General features: G+C 70.1%; 9 protein-coding genes. 1 reads left to right on the forward strand and 8 read right to left on the reverse strand.

Features of this window, described 5'->3' with window-relative positions:
* Positions 1-466: 466 nt before the first annotated feature.
* The 4 genes from IGS69_RS26985 to IGS69_RS27000 form a co-directional block, all read right to left on the reverse strand.
* Complete coding sequence (locus IGS69_RS26985; RefSeq protein ID WP_190903074.1) at positions 467-2740, reverse strand: UvrD-helicase domain-containing protein; 2274 nt, start codon at positions 2738-2740, stop codon at positions 467-469.
* On the reverse strand, positions 2737-9684 hold the full coding sequence (locus IGS69_RS26990) for a DEAD/DEAH box helicase (RefSeq protein WP_190903075.1): 6948 nt from the start codon (positions 9682-9684) through the stop codon (positions 2737-2739). Before IGS69_RS26990 ends, IGS69_RS26985 begins: the two co-directional genes overlap by 4 nt.
* Positions 9685-9783: 99 nt before the next feature.
* Positions 9784-10431, reverse strand: a complete 648-nt coding sequence (locus IGS69_RS26995) for a hypothetical protein (protein WP_232543652.1) — start codon at positions 10429-10431, stop codon at positions 9784-9786.
* Positions 10428-11639, reverse strand: coding sequence for an AAA family ATPase (locus IGS69_RS27000; protein ID WP_190903076.1), 1212 nt, complete (start codon positions 11637-11639; stop codon positions 10428-10430). The genes IGS69_RS26995 and IGS69_RS27000 overlap by 4 nt, the downstream gene beginning before the upstream one ends.
* Before the next feature lie 601 nt (positions 11640-12240).
* Between IGS69_RS27000 and IGS69_RS27005 the strand changes: the two genes are divergently transcribed.
* Positions 12241-13443 carry an IS110 family RNA-guided transposase gene (locus IGS69_RS27005; RefSeq protein WP_385865423.1) on the forward strand — a complete coding sequence of 401 codons (1203 nt, stop codon included), beginning with the start codon at positions 12241-12243 and terminating at the stop codon, positions 13441-13443.
* 39 nt (positions 13444-13482) lie between these two features.
* Here IGS69_RS27005 and IGS69_RS27010 read toward each other — a convergent pair whose 3' ends face one another.
* The 4 genes from IGS69_RS27010 to IGS69_RS27025 all read right to left on the reverse strand — a co-directional run bounded on the left by IGS69_RS27010 (position 13483) and on the right by IGS69_RS27025 (position 17759).
* Positions 13483-14067 (reverse strand): hypothetical protein, encoded by a 585-nt coding sequence (locus IGS69_RS27010; protein WP_190903077.1) that lies wholly within the window; start codon positions 14065-14067, stop codon positions 13483-13485.
* Positions 14068-14131: 64 nt separating this feature from the next.
* Positions 14132-14800: a hypothetical protein gene (locus IGS69_RS27015; RefSeq protein ID WP_190903078.1), complete on the reverse strand. Its 669-nt coding sequence runs from the start codon at positions 14798-14800 to the stop codon at positions 14132-14134.
* On the reverse strand, positions 14797-15177 hold the full coding sequence (locus IGS69_RS27020) for a hypothetical protein (protein ID WP_190903079.1): 381 nt from the start codon (positions 15175-15177) through the stop codon (positions 14797-14799). Before IGS69_RS27020 ends, IGS69_RS27015 begins: the two co-directional genes overlap by 4 nt.
* Complete coding sequence (locus tag IGS69_RS27025) at positions 15174-17759, reverse strand: tetratricopeptide repeat protein (RefSeq protein ID WP_190903080.1); 2586 nt, start codon at positions 17757-17759, stop codon at positions 15174-15176. The genes IGS69_RS27020 and IGS69_RS27025 overlap by 4 nt, the downstream gene beginning before the upstream one ends.
* Between the last annotated feature and the right edge of the window lie 24 nt (positions 17760-17783).

A 17783-nucleotide genomic window follows, 5' to 3' on the forward strand; every position in this document is an offset into this window, starting at 1 on the left:
GCTCGACGTAGGGCAGCGCGGCGGGCCGGGGCTGTGTGCTCGAGGCCGGTCTGTCACATATCCGCTGTCAGTCCCCAGCGGTCAAGTGGTCGGCCGAGGGTCTTCCGCCGGCCCCGCACGGGCGGCACACCGCTGCGGTCCTCGCCCACCCCGGGACCGCGAGCGTGCGCAGTGACGTTCGGGCAGCAAATAGAGCGTCGATAATTTGCACGTATCGCCCACTCGGCACGTCATGCATATCGAGACTGTGCTCGATTTGTTAAATGTGTACCAATTCTGGTGCCTGTGGCAAAGGGACGCTGACCTGCCGATTTCGGTCTTCTCGTGGTGATCTCGGATATCGCTCCGTCGGACTCCGGCCCGGTGGTACGTGGTGGATCTGCGTCGTGGTCTGGGCATGTGACCGCACGGACTGGGACACGGCTCTGACGCCCGGACGGCCGGGGGCCATGAGGAGGCCTCACTCTCAGGATGGCGACGCCGACGAGGCGACCCACGAGTCGTCGAGGAACGGGCTGGGCTTTCCGTGCCAGAAGACGTCCACACTGTCCCGGGCCCGCGTCGTCGCCACGAAGAGCAGGGACCGGGCACGCTGGATCTCGTGCCGGTGACGGCCTGGGTCCCTGTCGCGCAGGCTGTTGACGGCCTCGCGGGGCACGAGTCCGTCCGTCACGCCCGCGATGACCATGCGCTGGTATTCCAGCCCTTTGAACCGGAACATCGTGCCGATGTGCACCCCGGTGGAGCCGTTCGGGCCGTCGGAGCGGATCTCCACCGAGTCGATGCCGTGCAGCTTGAGTGTGTAGGCCATCTCGGCCGCCATCTGATTCGTCGGCACGCAGATCGCGATCTGCTCGTGCGGAATGGACATGTCCGAGTCGGCGTCCCACTCCTCGATGAGCGCGGCGACGCCTTCCCGCTCGGAAGCCCAGTCCGGGAAGGCGTGCCCGGCCGGAAGCCCTCCACTGAGCACCGACCGGTAGCCGGCGAGTGTTTCCTCGCTGCCGTCGAGGTCGTCGTACTTGGTCTCGCCCAGCACGCCGAGGGCGGAGCGCAGGATCTGCCGCGTCGTGCGGTAACTGAGGCTCAGCTTGGAGGATCGGCCCCGGATGTTGACACCGAGGCTGCCGAGCGTCACCTGGTTCTTGTAGATGCGCTGATGGGTGTCGCCGACCAGGAACAGGTCGTCGGCGCCGCGAGGGACCATCGCACGCAGCATCTTCCAGTGGGCGGGGCGCAGATCCTGTGCCTCGTCCACCACGATGTGCCGGTACCGGTGGCGCAGCCAGCCCCCTGAGCCGTCCTGGAGGTGGATGTTGTCGAGGCCGCCCGCCTCCTCCCGCTGCCGGGCGATGTTCTGGATGCGCTGTTCGCGGCCGATCTCCAACCGCGCGGCCCGCTCTGCCACCTGGTCCCAGGTCTGCCGCCCGAGCCGGTCCAGCCGCTGGGTGAAGCGCTCGGCGAGCTGCCAGATCTCGGCCCGCTCGGCGCGGCCGATGTTCCTGCCGCGTCCGGCGCGCCGGGCCCTGAAGTAGTCGGTGCGGGTGCCGACGGCCTGGCCGAGGATGACCTGCGTCCACTCGTCGTGCAGGAACTCCGCGTCCCAGCCGTCCTCTCCCAACTCGTCCAGCAGCCCCCGCCATTCGCGCACCGCCTGGCTGTCGTCGATGGCCTGCTTGCCACTGCCCGGTTCCGCCTCGCGGACGACGCGCAGGGCCAGCTGGTCGACGTGGCTCACCTCGACCCGGCTCAGCAGTTCCTCGCCGCCCAGCTCCAGAAGCCGAGCGCGCAGGTCGGCGGCGAGGTTCTTGTTGTACGTGGTGAGGAGGACAGGCTTGTCCCGGCCGGGAGGAAGCTGCCGTACGAGATGCCGTACGCGGTGCAGGGCGACGATGGTCTTGCCGGTGCCGGGGCCGCCGCCCACCCGGGCGGGGCCGTTGTAGCGCCGTTCGACCAGTCGGGCCTGGGTGGGGTGGAGGAAGACCTTCCAGCGGCCGAAGTCGCCGCTCTCCAGTGCCTCCTTCAGGGCATCGTCGGTGGTGGTGACGACCGTCGCCGGCCGCTGCGCCGCAGCCTCGAAGTCGTCCGGGTCGACCGGTTCGGTGGCGGCCACCGGCCGGGTCACCTGGTCGAGGACGTCGTCGTACGACGCACCGTCGAACAGGGCGAGGAGCACTTCCCCGGTGAGCTGCGGCGCGTACTCGACGAGGCCCAGCAACTGGTCCTCGGTGGCGAGGGTGCGGATGACGGGCAGCAGGGGTTCGGCGACACCGAGGTCCGACAGCTGCTCGTCGGACCAGTCGGCGAACAGGGACCGTGCCGGCTCGGGCTGCGCCGGCGTGGACGGTTCGGCACTCGCCGGGGCTGGTGCGGGCGGGGCGGGGAGGCGGCGCAGGACGCTGTCCTCGACCACCTCCAGGTCCACGTACTCGATGCCGCCGGTGACCTGGTTGACGCCGTACGACAGCCGGTTGTAGACGTCCTTGCGGTGCTTGACGGAGACGATCAGCCAGTCGTCGTCGGCGAGCCGCAGCAGCAGCGCCCGGTACTCGTCGTTGACGCGTGCCGACCAGAGCCTGCTGTCGCCCTTGAGCTGCTGGAGTTTCAGCCCGGTGGTGTGGGGGGTGCTCCGGAACTTGTGCTGGAAGTCGAAGAACGCGCCCTTGACCGTGCGGGGGAGTTTGAGGATCTCCTTGTCCGCCTTGTCGAGCAGGCGCAGTGTGACGCCGGAGGTGTTCATCGCTTCGGCTCCCCGTCCCTGATGGTGTCGCTGTCGTGCCGTCGTTCCGTGAGCCGGGCGATCATCGCCGCCCGATCCCATTCGGCGGCGGTGTGGACCGTCCAGCCTGCCGCCGAGAATGCCTTGTCCCGGTCCTGGGCCTCGAAGTCCGGCTCGTCGCCGTCCGGACGAGGGCCGAGGACCACTCCGATCCGGGCCGCGGGCCACGCCAGTTCGGCCTGCCAGCCGTGGCCGTCCAGTTCGTAGCCGTCCTGAGGCGCGGGCACCGCGGCGTCGGCCAGTGCGTGGGCTAGATCCGTGAGCCCCGGCTCCTCCGGGTCGAGGTACTCGATGACCCGGTCCCAGCCGGGGTCCCGCCCCGGTGCTTCGCCGCCGCGTGCCTCGTCCGCGGAGGGCCTCGGCGCGACCGTCTCACCACTGCCCACGGCAGGCACCGCGGGCACTGGGGCGACCCCGACGGGCGCGAGTTCGTCCGCGGGCGAGAGGACCGGCGTACGCGTCGACGTCAGCCAGCCCTCCCCGCCGGTCAGGGTGAGAACCTCGGGAGTGAAGCCGTCGAGCATGCTCGTTGTCAGCTGGGCGCTGTCTCCACCGCCGTGCTCCAGGAACTGCAGCACGTTGCTCCAGTACAGCCAGGCACGCCAGCGTCGCTTGTGGGCCGGCTCGTCGGAGAGGGCCGCGTCGCCGTCGTCCAGGACGGTGAGTCCCGTCCACACGGGAGGAGTGCGTCTGCCGTCGGCGGCCAGCACCAGACGGCAACCCGACGCGTCGGGACCGGAGAGCAGGCGTACGGGTCCGGCGCCCCCTGCCGGCATGTCGCCGCGCAGTGCCGCCCTGAGCCCCTCGCCGGCCTCTTCGCCGGTGAGCGCGGTGGCTCGGACCCCGTCCGCCCCGCTGAGCCCGGCGGCGGCCGCCTCAGCTCGCCGCCTCCAGCGCTCCGGGTCGGGAGAGCGCAGATAGGCCAGCAGCAGCCGGGCCGGATTGACCCACACCGTCTCGGCGAGTTCACCGGGCAGGCCCCGGCCCACGCGGTCGTAGTAGTCGCGGGCCCGCTGCTGTCCGGCCGCGCCGTACGGCTCCCACACGGGGTCGGCGGGGCCGGCTCCCGCGTACCCCGTGTCCTTGATCCGCTGACGCCACTCCTTCACGTCGTGGTAGGTCAGCTGGAACACGCGAAGGCCGTCTGCCCGGAGCCGGGTGCGCTTCATCGCGTCGTCCGCCAGCCGGTTGTGCTCACGGGTGGCGTGGTACGCGTAACCGTCGAGGTACAGGGCGACGCGCGGGCCGGGCGTGTCCAGCCGTTCGAGGAGTATGTCGGGCCGGGTGCCGTCCAGGGCTCGCTGCTGGGAGACGCGCCAGCTCACCGTGGCCCCGTCGGGCGCTGTGAGCCGCAGGTCGAGGGCGTACGTACCGGCGGAGGTCGTGTACGTGTCCGCCGCGGCCTTCGACTCGGTCAGTTTGGCCCAGTCCTGAAGGGTGTCGATGAAGAGGATCTCCAGGTCGCTCTCGGCCTGTCGTTGCAGCGGGATGTGACGGGTCGTCGCCACCGGCGAGGTGCGCCACCCCTCACCGTCGGCGCCCAGCAGTTCGTCCAGCATCTGGCGGACCTCGCCCCGGCTGACCTTGTCGTATTCGGCGGCCGGCACGCGCCGCAGCAGGCACTGGTGGCAGCCGTCGAGTCCCTTCTCGCGGCAGGCGCAGCGCTCGATGACGTCCCGTGCCTCGAGCAGTACCTCCCGGAAGCCGTCGGCGGAGGACAGCCGGTGCAGGTAGCCCGTGCCGCCCGGCAGCCGGTCGTAGACGACGAGGAAGCGCCTCGGCCAGTCCGCGTCCAGGTCGCCCCCGTGGTCGGGCATGGTCGCCTCGGCGATGTCGATGTGGTCGGGGTCGCCGCCGTAGCGAGCCGCGATCCCCACGAACAGGGCGGCGGTGAACGACGCGAGCCGCTCCTTGACGCGTGCCACCGAAGCGGGCAGCAGAATGCGCACGGCCTCGGTGGTCAGTTCGTGGGCGAGCAGCAGCGGCACGTCCTGGCCCATGCCCTGCTGTTCGCCCTCACCGGCGACGGGCTTGCGGACACGGCGGCGCGCGCACCACAACTGATGGTGCTGTGCGGCCGGAGTGCTCGCCGCCAGCGACTCGGTGAGCGCATGCTGCGGCGTGTCCACCACCGGCCGGCCGTCCGCCGTGGCGCCGCCGCACTCGGTGCAGACGTAGAACGGGTTGAGCCGTACGTCCTGGCCGGCCAGCGGCACCGTGCTGCTGCCGTCCTCGCGGTCGAGCCCGAGGTTCAGTGTCCGGATCGTGGCGTGGCGGGTGAAGTCCACGCCGAACACGGCGGTGTCGTGCCGCCAGGAACCGGGCGCCAGACGGTCGGGGTCGATGTCGACGGTGGTGAGGACCGCGTAGCGCCTGTGGTCCCGCTCGTCGCGGTCGTCGCGGACTCGGGCGTCGTCGCGCTTGTCGCGGGAGAGGACTCGCCTGGGTCGCAGGACGCGCTGGACGCACCCGGCGTCGGCGATCTCCCGGCCGTGACACCGCGGGCACGGATCGGTGTTCTGCTCCTCGGTGCGGACATATCCGCAGGCGGGGCAGAGCCGCCACACCGACCAGGCGCGACGCTCGGGACTACCGACGTCCAGGGCGCGCACCACGTGACGGTAGCCGTTGACGTAGAAGCTGTTGCCGGGGGCGAGTTCGGTGAGGGCCAGTTTGCGGGACCGCTCGTAGTCCCGCGTCTCACTGCGGTACACCTTGCGGACGGCGCCCTGCTCGGCGGCTGCGGCCCCGGTGTCGTCCTCCTCGCCCGGGGTCTCCGTCCAGTACAGCGTCGCTTCCAGCCGGGTGGTGGTGTCCGTCAGGCTGTAGTTGGGCAGCAGCCCGAGGTCCACCAAGGTGGCGTGGGCGCTCGACTGGCTCAGCTCCCGCAACAGGTCGCCGGCGCCCCGCCGCTCGGCGAGCAGTTCGCGCCGCTCCCGGGCCTGCGACTCGTCGGACTGGGCCAGTTGCTCCGCGGCTTCGTCGATCGCCGCGATCCTGCGCCGCAGTTCCTCGCGCCGCCCCGTCCAGTCCTCCTCGGCCTCCTGCAACGCCCGCGCGATCCCGCTGGTCGCGTACGCCCGGAGTTCCTCCTCCGCGTGCGCAGAGACGCCCGCACCGTCAGGACGGTCGGGGTCGCGCACGTCGCTGCCGCCGGGGAACAGGGCCAGGAACTCCTCCACGAGTGCTGCCCCGTGCGTTCGCGCGGCGTCGGCGAAGTCCTCGCACCACCCGCTGGTGCCGAACAGAGCGGAGGACAGCCGGGGGAGCGGCGCCAGCACCTCGCCGTCGGAGGTGCGCAGCTCGCCACGGGCCGCCAGGTCCAGCAGCCGCGCCGTGTACTGGCGGCGCAGGATCTCCACCGCCGACAGGTAGCAGCCCGGCGGCAGGATGGTCCCGACGATCATCTCGCGCGGCTCGTCCAGGTAGTACAGGTCGCGTGCCTTGCGTCCGCCGAACGTGACGACCAGCGCGTTGCCCGTGCGGCGTCCGGCGCGTCCGGCCCGCTGCACGTAGTTGGCGGGACCGGCGGGCAGGGAGCCGAGAAGTACGGCGGACAGGTCGCCGATGTCGATGCCGAGTTCCAGCGTCGGGGTGCACGAGAGCACGTTGGGGTCGGTGTAGTGCGTGCCCGCCTTGAACGCCCGCTCCACGCGCTCCCGTTCGGGGCGGCTGAGCATGCCCGTGTGCTCGGCGGTCACCACGCGGAACGTGCCGCCCGTCAGGTAGAGGCGGCGGTAGTAGTCGCGGGTGTAGTCCCGTTCCGGTACTAGGGGACCGGAGCCGAAGCTGGACACCTCGGCTTCGGCGGCGGACCGGTTGGTGTGGGGCGCGGTCAGCCGGCCCTTGCACCGGTAGCGGGGGCACGGATGCCCGTACCAGCGGGTCCGGCGCTCGGGCATCACGACCTGCTGCCAGCGGCAGTCCTCGCAGGCGACGAAGGCCTTGTTGACGACGGCGTCGTCGAGGAGCCGCACCTCGATGTGGCCGGGCTGCAACCCGTAGACCCGGGTCTGCCGGTCCCGGGCGGTTCGCACCGAGAGGACGCCCGCGTCGGCGAGGGCGGGCAGCAGCCTGCGCAGGTATTCGGTGGCCCCGGCGGCGTCCAGATCGAGGCATCTGCGGGTCCAGTCCTGGTACCACCCCAGGCGTCCGGTGAGCGAGTCGAACTCGGTCCTGTCCTTCTGCCCGTCCAGCAGGAACCTCGGCGGGGCGACCCCTTCGGGGAAGGCGGGCATGCCGTCCGGCCTACGCCCGGAGATGAGGTAGCGGTCGCCGCCGGCTTCCTTGATCCATGTGTCGAGCCACCGGTGCCGCACCGCGCCGCGCAGCCGAAGCCGCTCCAGCAGACCCCGGACGTAGGCGAGATACCGCTCGGGCGTGGGCAAACCGCCGACCGCCAGCAGCTGGCCGGGCAGGGCAAGGTGCAGGTCCCGCGCCAGGTCCGTGATCCGATCCGGGTCCGCCACGGCGACCTCGGCGGCGGCGGTCCGGGTCAGCTCAAGGGTTCGGCCCATGCGGCTGCGCAGCCCGAACTCCATTACCGTCGCGAACGCCAGCCGTTCACCGATCAGCCGCCAGGTCCGCGCGTCGCCGGTGCCGCGGCCGGACAGCAGCCGGTCAACCCCGGGTTCGTCATGCAGATCGGGGGGAACAACGGCGGCCAGCGCCTCCGGGTCGTCCACCGAGTCCAGGACATGACCGATCAGGTCGTTCAGCGCGGTCGGCGCACCGGACTCGTCCAGGTTGTGCGCGAGCAGTGAGCGGAGCGAGAACTTGTACGAGGCGTTGGCGACGTATCCCGCCCGGTGTGCCGCGTCCTGCGTGGAGTCGTTGAACAGCAGCGTCTTGCGCTCCTCCGGGACGAGCGCGATGTCGCCGCCGGTGAACAGCTGGGTGACCGTCGCGGAGGCGAGGGCCGCCCGGGCCGTGCCGAGGAAACGGATGCTGTTGTCGGTGTGGCAGGCCGGGCACCGGTCGTCCTTGGCGGCCCGGTCGGCGGCCTTCTTGTCGAGCACGGCCAACGCGAACGAGGCGTCGACGAGATCTCCGTCGTCGTCGACAGTCGGCAGTCGGTAGGTGCCCTGCCCGCCGTCCAGCACCACCACCGACAACGGGTCGACGCCGCCGTCCGAGGGCCGTGCGCCGGTCAGCGCGTCGAGGGCCTGCCGTCGCTCGCGGGCGGTGGCGGAGATGAAGTAGCGCAGGCGCCGCTTGTCCCGGCCCACACCGGCCCGCCAGATCCTGTCCTGGGCCATCACCAGCTGCTGCGGGTCGGCTTCCGGGGACAGGGCAGCCCACCCCGATCGCCCGCAGTTACGGCAGTACACGGCGGGCAGGTGCACCTGGGCCGGGCGCGGTGCGGTGTCGGCGCCCGGCAGCGGCTTGCCACTCGCCGACGACGGATAGCCGCCGGACGAGGCGTCCGGGTCCTCGTCACCGGGCGGCGCGGCGTTGAGAGCGGCCCGGCGGGCGGCCGTGCGGTCGTCCTCGTACCACCGGAACTCGGGGGTGCGGCCCACCCCACGCAGCACCCGGGTCACGGGCCGCACCCACAGGTGTGCCTCGATGTGCAGCAGGGGCCGGGGCCGGCGCTCGTCGGAGTCCGGGTCACGGGCGGCCGACAGCAGCGCCACGAACCGGGACAGCGCCTGGAGCACCAGTCTCGGGTTCTCCCGCGCCGTGCGGCCCCAGGAGTAGCCGAACCGGGCGAGCCGGTCCCGCAGCGACCACTCGTCCACCGGCTCCCCGCTGAGCAGCGACAGCGCACCGTGGGTGAAGTCGTGCCGCTTCAGTAGCCGCCCGACGCGGAACGCGTTCAGGCCGGAGCGGCCCAGCATCCGGGTGGCGAGCGCGTCCAGGTCCAGCAGGTCGGGGCGGGCCTCCACGTCCGGTCCGCCGGACACCGCCACGACCTCCTGAGGGCTCGGCGGTTCCGGCAGTTCGTAGTCGACGGCGCCGGTGAACTCGTCGGCGGTCATCCGCTCCTCGCCGATGACGGCGTCCGCGGGGAACGGCATGCCGAACACCCGCGCGGCCACGTCGCGAATGCCCCCGGTCTCCTCGGCCTCCTTGCCGGGCGCACCCTCACCCAGCGTCGCCGAGGTCGCCACCGGGCAGATCGACCCCAGCGGCCTGCCGGGCCGGGACGCGCCGGTGGCGGCGGCCAGCCGGCGCAGCAGCATCGCCACGTCGGTGCCCTGGGCGCCGTCGTACGTGTGGAACTCGTCCAGTACGACGTACGCGGGCTCGGCGCCGTCCCACAGGCTGCGGTCCTCACCCCGCTGCAACAGCAGGTCGAGCATCTTGTAGTTGGTGATCAGCACGTCGGGCGGCGAGACGCGCATCTCCTCGCGGCGCGTCATCACCCGCCGGAAGTCGGTGTCGGGCCGGTCGCCGATGTACAGGCCCGCCGTCACCTGGGCCAGCTCCGGCCGTGCCAGATACTCCCCGATACGCCCGGCCTGGTCGGTGGCGAGCGCGTTCATCGGATACAGCAGCACGGCCTTGATCCCGGCCCGCCCCTCGGCCTTCTGCCGCCGACAGTGGTCCAGTACGGGGATCAGGAAGGACTCGGTCTTGCCGGACCCGGTGCCGGTCGTCACCAGCGTCGGCTGGGCGGGCCCGTGCAGCGTGGACAACCGCGCCCAAGCCTTGGCCTGGTGCCGCCACGGGGCGAACCCCGGGAAACCGGCCGACCACTCCAGCTCCCGCTGCCAGCCGTCGTCGGCGACGTGGAACGGCGTCCTGATCCGCAGGTAGGGCCCGCGGAAGATACCGGTCTCGGGATGCCCGAGGAAGCGTTCGAGCGCGCTGCGGGTGTCTTCGTCGGCGAGGGCGTACGTCGTCGTGAGGTACTGCGTCAGACTGCCGCGGAGCTGCGCGGCGGCCATGGTGGGCTTCACGACGGTCCCCCTTGCGATGCCGGTGCCCTGGTGATCGGTTACCACCGTATAGGGGGTGGCTGACAGCCTCGATACGGTGGTGGACCGGTCCTGACCTGGCTAGGCGGTCTTCGTCCAGACGGACATGTCTTCGGCGAAGTCCCGGAACGACCGGTTGTTGCCGGCCGGGCGTGTGGTGACGTGTCCGCCCTTGACCGCCGCCTGCATGATCGTGGGGGCGTCGGACTCCCGGTACGGGGGCTTGCCCAGGTGTCTGACGAGGTGCTCTTTCGCCTTCTCCAGCCTGGCTAGGTCACGACGGCAGTCGGCTTCCCGCAGCCGCCAGCCTGGCCTGACCTTCGGGAATGCCTCGGGAAAGAGCATCAGCCAGGCCTCGATCTCGTAGGCCGCCAGAGCCAGTGCCGAGGGGCAGTCCCTGAAGGTGGCGCGCATCTCTTCGGTGATGCGCCTGCGGAGTTTGTCGTAGGTCTCGTCGGCGACGCCATCGAGATCGACATGTATGACCACCCCGGCCAGCTTTGCCTTGTCCGCGACGCCAAGGGCGAACCTCTTGATCTCTTCCAGCCGGGGAGAGAGCTTCGCCTGGGCACGCGCGAGCCGTATGGGCTTCTTCATGTTGATCACCTCGGGGCAGCCGCCCGGGTGCAGGGCCGGGACGAGATGCCGGAGTACCTCGCGGTCGTAGTTCCCCTCCCCGGCCACCACGATGACCGAGCGTTGGCGTCCCCGAGCGGTCTTCGCGCTCACAGTCCACCTCCGAGAGCACCCGCGTACCAGAGATCGCCCATCGGCTCGTACTCGGACTTCTCGATGACCCGCTGTGTGTCCTCCGGCCGACGGGCCGGGATACGGGAGGCGCCGCTCGGCAGCCGCTCGCACACGACGAGCTCCTCTGCTTCCAACTCGTTGACCAGGACAGGTGAGTGGGTTGTGACCAGGAACTGGCCACGGACGCTGGCCTCGCGAAGCCTGCCCGCCAGCAGGCTCAGGGCATGCGGGTGGATTCCGTGGTCGATCTCCTCGATGCATGTCAGCAGCGGAGGTTCCGGGTCGTGGAAGATCGCCAGCATGCACAGGATGCGGACGGTTCCCCAGGACGCCTCCCTCAGGCGGGTGCGCCCACGAAGGCCTTCTTCCTCCAGTTCCACCTGGACCAGCGGGGAGCCCGGGATGAGTTCCAGGTGAATGTCCCGGATCTGCGGAACCACGGTCTTGACGTCCTCCAAGAGGTACGTCCAGGCGTCCCTGTCCTCCCTGAGGCTCAGGAGGAAGTCGGCGAGGTTCGATGCGTCGCTCTCCAGATACCGGCCCCGCTCAGTGACCGACGACGGATTCCGAGCAGCCCGCACATCGGGGTCGAACACCCGGATCTCGGAAAGATGCCGACTGATTTCGCGCATGGCCCGCCGGGTCGGAGCGGTTTCCGGAAGCGGCAGTACCTGGTCCCGGTGGAGGGCGGATGCCATCCGCCCGATGCTCTCCGGTTTCTCCGGGTGGTCGGCCTCCAGCGGGCTGCTGACCGTCAGAGAACCCCTCGTCAGCTCGACCGAGGTTTCCGTGCTGTCCGCTGGGTGCTGTGTGAACTGCTCCCGACGGTACGTGGTGTGGCGCTCGCCGGCTCCTTCGGGAAGTCGAGGTCGGGAAACACTCAACTCGTAACGATCCGGCGCTTCCTCCGAAGCGAACTCGGACCAGATGCCCTCGACCCCCACCGTGATCCGGGACACCGGTTTCCGGCCCCCGCGGAAGGCCAGGACATCGAATCCGCCGTGCTTTTTGAGCGTCGGCTCGATCCCGTCCTTGGTGACATCCCCCAGGAACTCCAGGGCATGCAGAACATTCGACTTGCCCGCCGCGTTGGGCCCGACCATGACGGTCAAAGGCCCGAGCGGCAGCTTCGTGTCGGTCAGGGTGCGGAAGTTCCGCACGGTCAGACCGAGTATCCGGTGGTTCAAGCCTCGCGCCCATCGTGGAACGGCCGGGCCGACGACGACCCGGGCATCGAACTGGTCGGCGCACGGCGGACGGTCCCTGAGACAGGTCTGAGTGCCGCTCAGTTCCCCACGTGAGCCGTCCACTTGGTACGTCCGACCACCGAGCATCACGAAGCGTACAACTTGCGTCACACCGTCACCAGGTACTTGCGCACTTCAGCCATGCAGACTGAAAGGGCTCTCTTTTCGCATGCCTTGACTTCCGCGGACCCTGGCGGTGAGGGAAAGCGCGCGGGCAGTGCCGAGGGGGAGCCGCGATGTCCGAACCGGTTCGGACACCCCTGCCAGGGGCCCCCAGGCTGGACGGGTGTGGGTTCTCCCCCCCCATTACCGTCTTCGTAGCCCCGCAACGGGGTTACCGGCCTTCGGAGTTGGCATGACTACCTCCCCTTGTCGAGTGCATGGCCTGGGGGGTGGTGTCACCAGCTCCGGAGGCACTGACAGACCGCTGATTAGGGGCATGACCACCGACTTCTTCGCAGGTCGGGAGGCTCTTCGTAATGTGGATGTGGCGATCAGTGCCGTGGCAGGGCCGGACGAGTACGACCGGAGGACACCGCACGTGATCGACACCGGCGACATCGACGTCTACCTCGGCCTGGACGTCGGCAAGGGCGAACACCACGCCACCGCGCTCACCCCGGCCGGGAAGAAGACCTTCGACCGTAGACTGCCCAACAGCGAACCCAAACTCCGCGAGGTCTTCGCCAAACTGCAGGCCAAGCACGGCACCGTTCTCGTCATCGTCGACCAGGTCGCCTCCATCGGCGCCCTGCCGCTGACCGTCGCCCGCGAGCTCGGCTGCCATGTCGCCTATCTGCCCGGCCTGACCATGCGGCGGATCGCCGACCTCTACCCCGGCGAGGCAAAGACCGACGCGAAGGACGCGTTCATCATCGCCGACGCCGCCCGGGCAATGCCTCACACGCTGCGGTCGGTCGACCTCGACGACGAGACGATCGCCGAGCTGCAGATGCTCGTCGGCTTCGACGACGACCTCGCCGCCGAAGCGACTCGCCTGTCCAACCGGCTGCGGGGCCTGTTCACGCAGATCCACCCGCATCTGGAACGGGTCCTGGGCCCGCGCATGCAGCACCCGGCCGTGCTCAGGCTGCTGGACCAGTTCGGCTCGCCGGCCCAGATCCGCAAGGCCGGACGCCGACGGCTCGTCACCCTGATCCGGCCGAAGGCGCCCAGGATGGCCGAACGGCTGATCGACGACGTGTTCTCCGCGCTGGACGAACAGACCGTCGTCGTCCCGGGCACGGATGCGGCCGCGCTGATCGTCCCCAGCCTCGCCTCCTCGCTCCAGGCCGTGCTCGACCAGCGCAAACTGCTGGCCCACCGGATCGAGGAACTCCTGGAGGCCCACCCTCTTTCCAAGGTCCTGATGTCCATGCCCGGCATCGGCATCAGGACCGGAGCCCGCATCCTCATCGACGTCGGTGACGGCACCGCGTTCCCGTCCGCCGCCCACCTCGCCGCCTACGCCGGCCTCGCTCCGGCGACCCGGACCTCCGGGTCCTCCATCCGCGGGGAACAGCCCTCACGGAGAGGAAACAAGCAGCTCAAACGCGCCTTCTTCCTCTCCGCGTTCGCCGCACTGGCCGACCCGGCCTCCCGCACCTACTACGACAAGAAGATCGCCCAGGGAAAGCACCACACCCAGGCCATCCTCTGCCTCGCCCGACGCCGAGCCGACGTGCTCTTCGCGATGCTCCGCGACGGCACCTTCTACCAACCACCAACCCCGACCACCCCTTGACCAAAGTCATAGGGGCACCCCCCCGGGGGCCGGTTGTGCTCAGCGTTGGTGCAGGCGCTTCAGGGCCAGGGAGAGGCCGACGCCCTTCGCGTGGTGCTTGAGGCGTTTGTGGTCGGGGTCGCGGTCGGTCTCGATCGTGAACCTTCCCTTCTCCCGGTAGTACCTTTCGGCTTCGAAGTCGAAGAGCATCACGTCGTCGGCGGTCATCGGATTCTCGGACGTCGTCCTGTCCGAGAACGTCAGCGCTCCTTTGAAGAAACAATCCGTCTCCGAGGTCACCCTGACCACCAGGCCGCCCTTCACGGTGAGGCAGTAGTCGTACAACGCAGTCACATCCTCGTCCGCCTGATTCCCTTCTCCGCGCTCCTTCTTGTGCCAGGACCGGGACTGCAGTACCCAGAAGTCGTCGGTCTCCGTCCGTGGGACGTCGAGGGTGTAGGTCTCCTGCCGTGTGAACAGGCCGAACAGCCCACTCCTGACCTGGCGGGTTCGCTCCGACCGTTCGACGACCTGGCGAGTCCTGCGCGGAACGCGGGTCTCCCGGGCCACCTTTTCCGCGTAGCGCCGCAGCCGGTTCCAGTCCAGTTCGCTCCGCTCGTAGGCGGCTCTGCTCGGTCCGCTCACCGTGCTTCCTCTCCCTCGCCTTTTCCGGGTGTATGACCACTGAGCCAGGCCGTGCGGTGTGTGTTCACGGCGGGCAGGAGTCGACGGCTGCCAGGGACACGACCTCGGCGGTCGGCACCCGGCGCGGGGTACCGGCCTCGTCCGTGAGGATGGTGAAGGTCTTGGCCCCGCTGGTCAGCTCGCCGCAGAGGACGGCTCCGGGCGTCACCACGAGCACCCGGGGCCGCGCGTCCTGACCCTCGGTCGGGGTGTCGCGTGGAAGCCACCAGGACGTCAGCGTCATGGCGACGATCACGGGCAGGGAGATGAGCAGCGCGATCCTGGCCCTGCGGACGTCGGACCAACTCCTCGCCGCGGCAGCGGCTTTGTAACGGGCCAGGGACCCGTAGCGGCTGCGCACCCGGTCCCGGTCGACCGGTCCCGAACCACCCACCGCGGAAGCGCGCGACGCGGCCCACAGACCGAAGAGCGCCACGGTGAAGCCGAAGCCCAGGACGACGGTGACGACACCGCGCCAGGCGGGGTTCAGGTCGGCCATCCTGCCGGGCCCGCCCAGCATGAGCCCGGCGGCCATGACGGTGACCAGCAGCCCCAGTCCGGTGCGCCACTGTTCCGCGCTGGCCTGGGCCCGGGTGAGCGAGTCCTCCGCGTACTCACGCCATGCCGCGTCCTCCGCGAGTTCGCGCTCACTCAGTGGAGAGGCCGGCTCCCGGTATCGCGCCGGGGGCGTCATGCGATGTCGTCCCGGAGCACTTCGATGGTGAAGGTGATGCCGCAGCCCGTCGTCACGCCCGTGGGCCGGTTCTCGTGCGCGAGCTCGCAGTTGCACGTCACGTTGATACGGGTGTACGGGTCCGGGGTCCCCGCCGTGTCATCGCCGAGCACGCCCGACTCGCCGGCCGCGGTCAGGATCTCCTCGCCGGAGATGTCCCCCAGGCAACGTGGGCAGGCGCCGCTGATGACCGCTCGGGTGATCCCGCCGGAGCTCTCCACGACCGCTCTCAGTTCCGGGTCGTCCCCGACGCACATGGTGAAGGCGGCTTTCGTCCACCTGTAGGCCAGTGGTTCGTCGAGCTCGTATTTCAGGTCCTGATGTGCGCGGGGCGTCACCGCTGACCTCCGAAGGGCCTGTGTGTACCGATGGGAATGAGAGGGGCCCAGTGGTGCATGGCGAGCGAGCGGTAGTCCCGGCGGGCGAGGAACTGACGGGTGGCCTGGTGTACGGCCGCCGCCATGGTGTTCTCCGGGAGGGCGTCCAACACCATCTCCACGTAAGTGGTGGCCGGCCCGGAGTCGCCCAGCTCCCCCACGGTGGCCAGCACTTCGTCGGAGCCTCCGGCCAGCGCGAGCGTGGCGACGCTGATCGGATCGCTGGGGGCGCGGCCGGGGTAGGCACTGCCCCAGCAGGCGATCAGAGCGAGTCGCCGGGGCGGGCGTCGGCCGAGAAGGTCAGCGGGCAGGAGCCACTCGTCCGTGTCGAGTTCGAGGTAGTGGCCCGCTTCGGTGTCGGGCCTGCCGTGCCCGGTCAGCACCATCAGCTCTCGCCCGTCGTAGATCGCGCCGCGGGCCTCGGCCGCCGAGGACAGGCGACGGGGATTCCACCGGCGGTCCTGGAACAGATCCAATGGATGACGTTTCACGAGCGGGCTGCGCCACACGTCGACATCCACCGGCGATCGCGTGTGGGGCGCGGGGCCGTGCCGCGTGGCCAGTTGTCGCTGGATCGTCAGCGAGGGACAGATCACGAAACGTGCGACCTCGCCCAGGACCAGGCCGCCCTCCAGGGGAAGCGCACCCCACGGCACCCGCCACAGCTCACCGGCCGGGACGATCAGCAGGTCATGCCGGCCCGAGGCCACGAGTGCCGTGACCAGAGGCGGCGGGAGCAGTGCGGACAGCGGTCGCAGATCGCCGACCGTCAATGCCTGACGTTCTGTGGTCCGGTCTCCGGACCTGAGTATGGACAACAGGTCCAGCGCGGCCGGTGTCAGCCGAAAGCTGCCCATGGAGATGCGGTCTCCCGGGGCGCTCCACGACCAGCGCACCAGATCCTCCTCGACGGGGTCGAGGAGGATCTGGAGCGTGTGGCATCCGTCGGGCAGTGACTCAAGGAGCGCGTCGCCCTCGTCGGCCGGTGGGAGGTACACGGCTGCCAGCAGGTCGTCCAGCGACTTGCCCGCCCGGGGCTCGGCTCCGTGCCGGACCTCGAACGCGCCCAGGCGGCGTATCCGGTGCTCCCGGCGCTCGTCACCGAAGCGGTCTTCATCGGCACGAGTGCTTCTGCGGTGCGCGAGCAGTCCGCGGTCCGCCCTGGCCAGCAGTTCCTGGAGCTGGTCCAGTTCGTTGCCGGCCATGGCGGTGCTGTTCGCCTCCAGCAGGCCCGCCAGCCGGCGACCGGCCAGGAAGTCGGCCACCACGGCGAAGGTCTGGGGCGAGTGGTGCTTCTCCGCCGCCGACAAGGTTTCCTTGTACACGTCCCGGAAGCGGTGCCGGTACTCCTCCTGGAAGCGTTCCTCCTGGTGGTCGGCGCGGTAGGACTCGACCTCCACGACGGCCTCGCGCCAGGTCCGTAACGCGTCCTCCGCGGAGCCGCACTCCTCTTGTGCCTCTGCCAGTTTGCCCATTGCTTTGGACATGCCCAGCAGATCACCGATCTCCCGGTACCGCTCCAGAGACTCGGTGAACAGCTCCACTGCCTCGGCCCAGTTGCCCCGGCCTCGTGCCGTTCTGCCCAGATCCTGCGCGGCGTGGGCCTGCGCCCGGGGCAGCCCCGCTGACAGGGCGAGTTCCCGTGCCTTGTCGTACGCGTCCGCCGCGTCGTCGAACTGGCGGTTGTCCAGGTGAAGGTCCCCGCGCAACGAGTGCACGTTGACCAGCCCGTTCGGATCGCCCTCCTCCTGGAAGACCGCCATCGCGAGGTCGAGCCAGTCCCCGGCTTCCGAGTGCTTTCCGCGGCGGTGCAGCCAGCCGGCCAGCCGTTGGGCCGCGTTCCCCTGGCCCTGGGCCGACCGGACAGCCGCGAACGCGGCATAGGCGTCCCTGCCGTGTTGCTCCATACGGTCGAGCTCGCCGAGCCGCTCGGCACACTCCGCGGCGCCGAGCAGCGCGTTGCCCTGGAACACCGGGTCATCGAGGGCGGTGGCGATCCCCGCCGCCTCCCGGAACTGGTCCAGGGCGAGTTCCGCGGAGTGGTGCCACAGGGACAGGTACCCCCAGACGACCAGCGCTTGCGCTCGGCCGAAGCGGTACATCGACTCATCGGCGACCACCGTGGCCGTCTCGATGTGCTCGGAGGCGGCCTCGATGTCGTTCCGGTTCATGGCGACCTTGCCGAGCCCGACGTGGGCGTGCACCGTGGGCAGTTGTGGCCTGCTTCCGGTCTCCTCTTCGAGGAGGGCCCGGAACGCGGCCAGTGCCACGGTGGGCGCACCCGACCTCACGGCGTTGTCGCCTTCGGTTTCGAGGCGTAACTGCCGCACCCATGCTTCGGGCGTGAGGTCCGGATTCCACGGACCCGAGGGGGCCTCGGGGTCCAGCAGCGTCCGGTAGCGGCTGCGCAGGGCGATCGGTTCGGGAACGTCGATGCCCCGTACCAGAGCCCGCCTCCGTTCGGTGTCCGGGCTCTGCCACGCGGCCAGGAGTACCTCGCAGGCCGGGTGTCCGGCGATGTCCGTGACGTAGGAATCCCCCATTGGTCCCCTCTCCCCGAGGGCAGA

The organism is Streptomyces tuirus, assembly GCF_014701095.1.
In the GTDB taxonomy this organism is placed as follows: domain Bacteria; phylum Actinomycetota; class Actinomycetes; order Streptomycetales; family Streptomycetaceae; genus Streptomyces; species Streptomyces tuirus.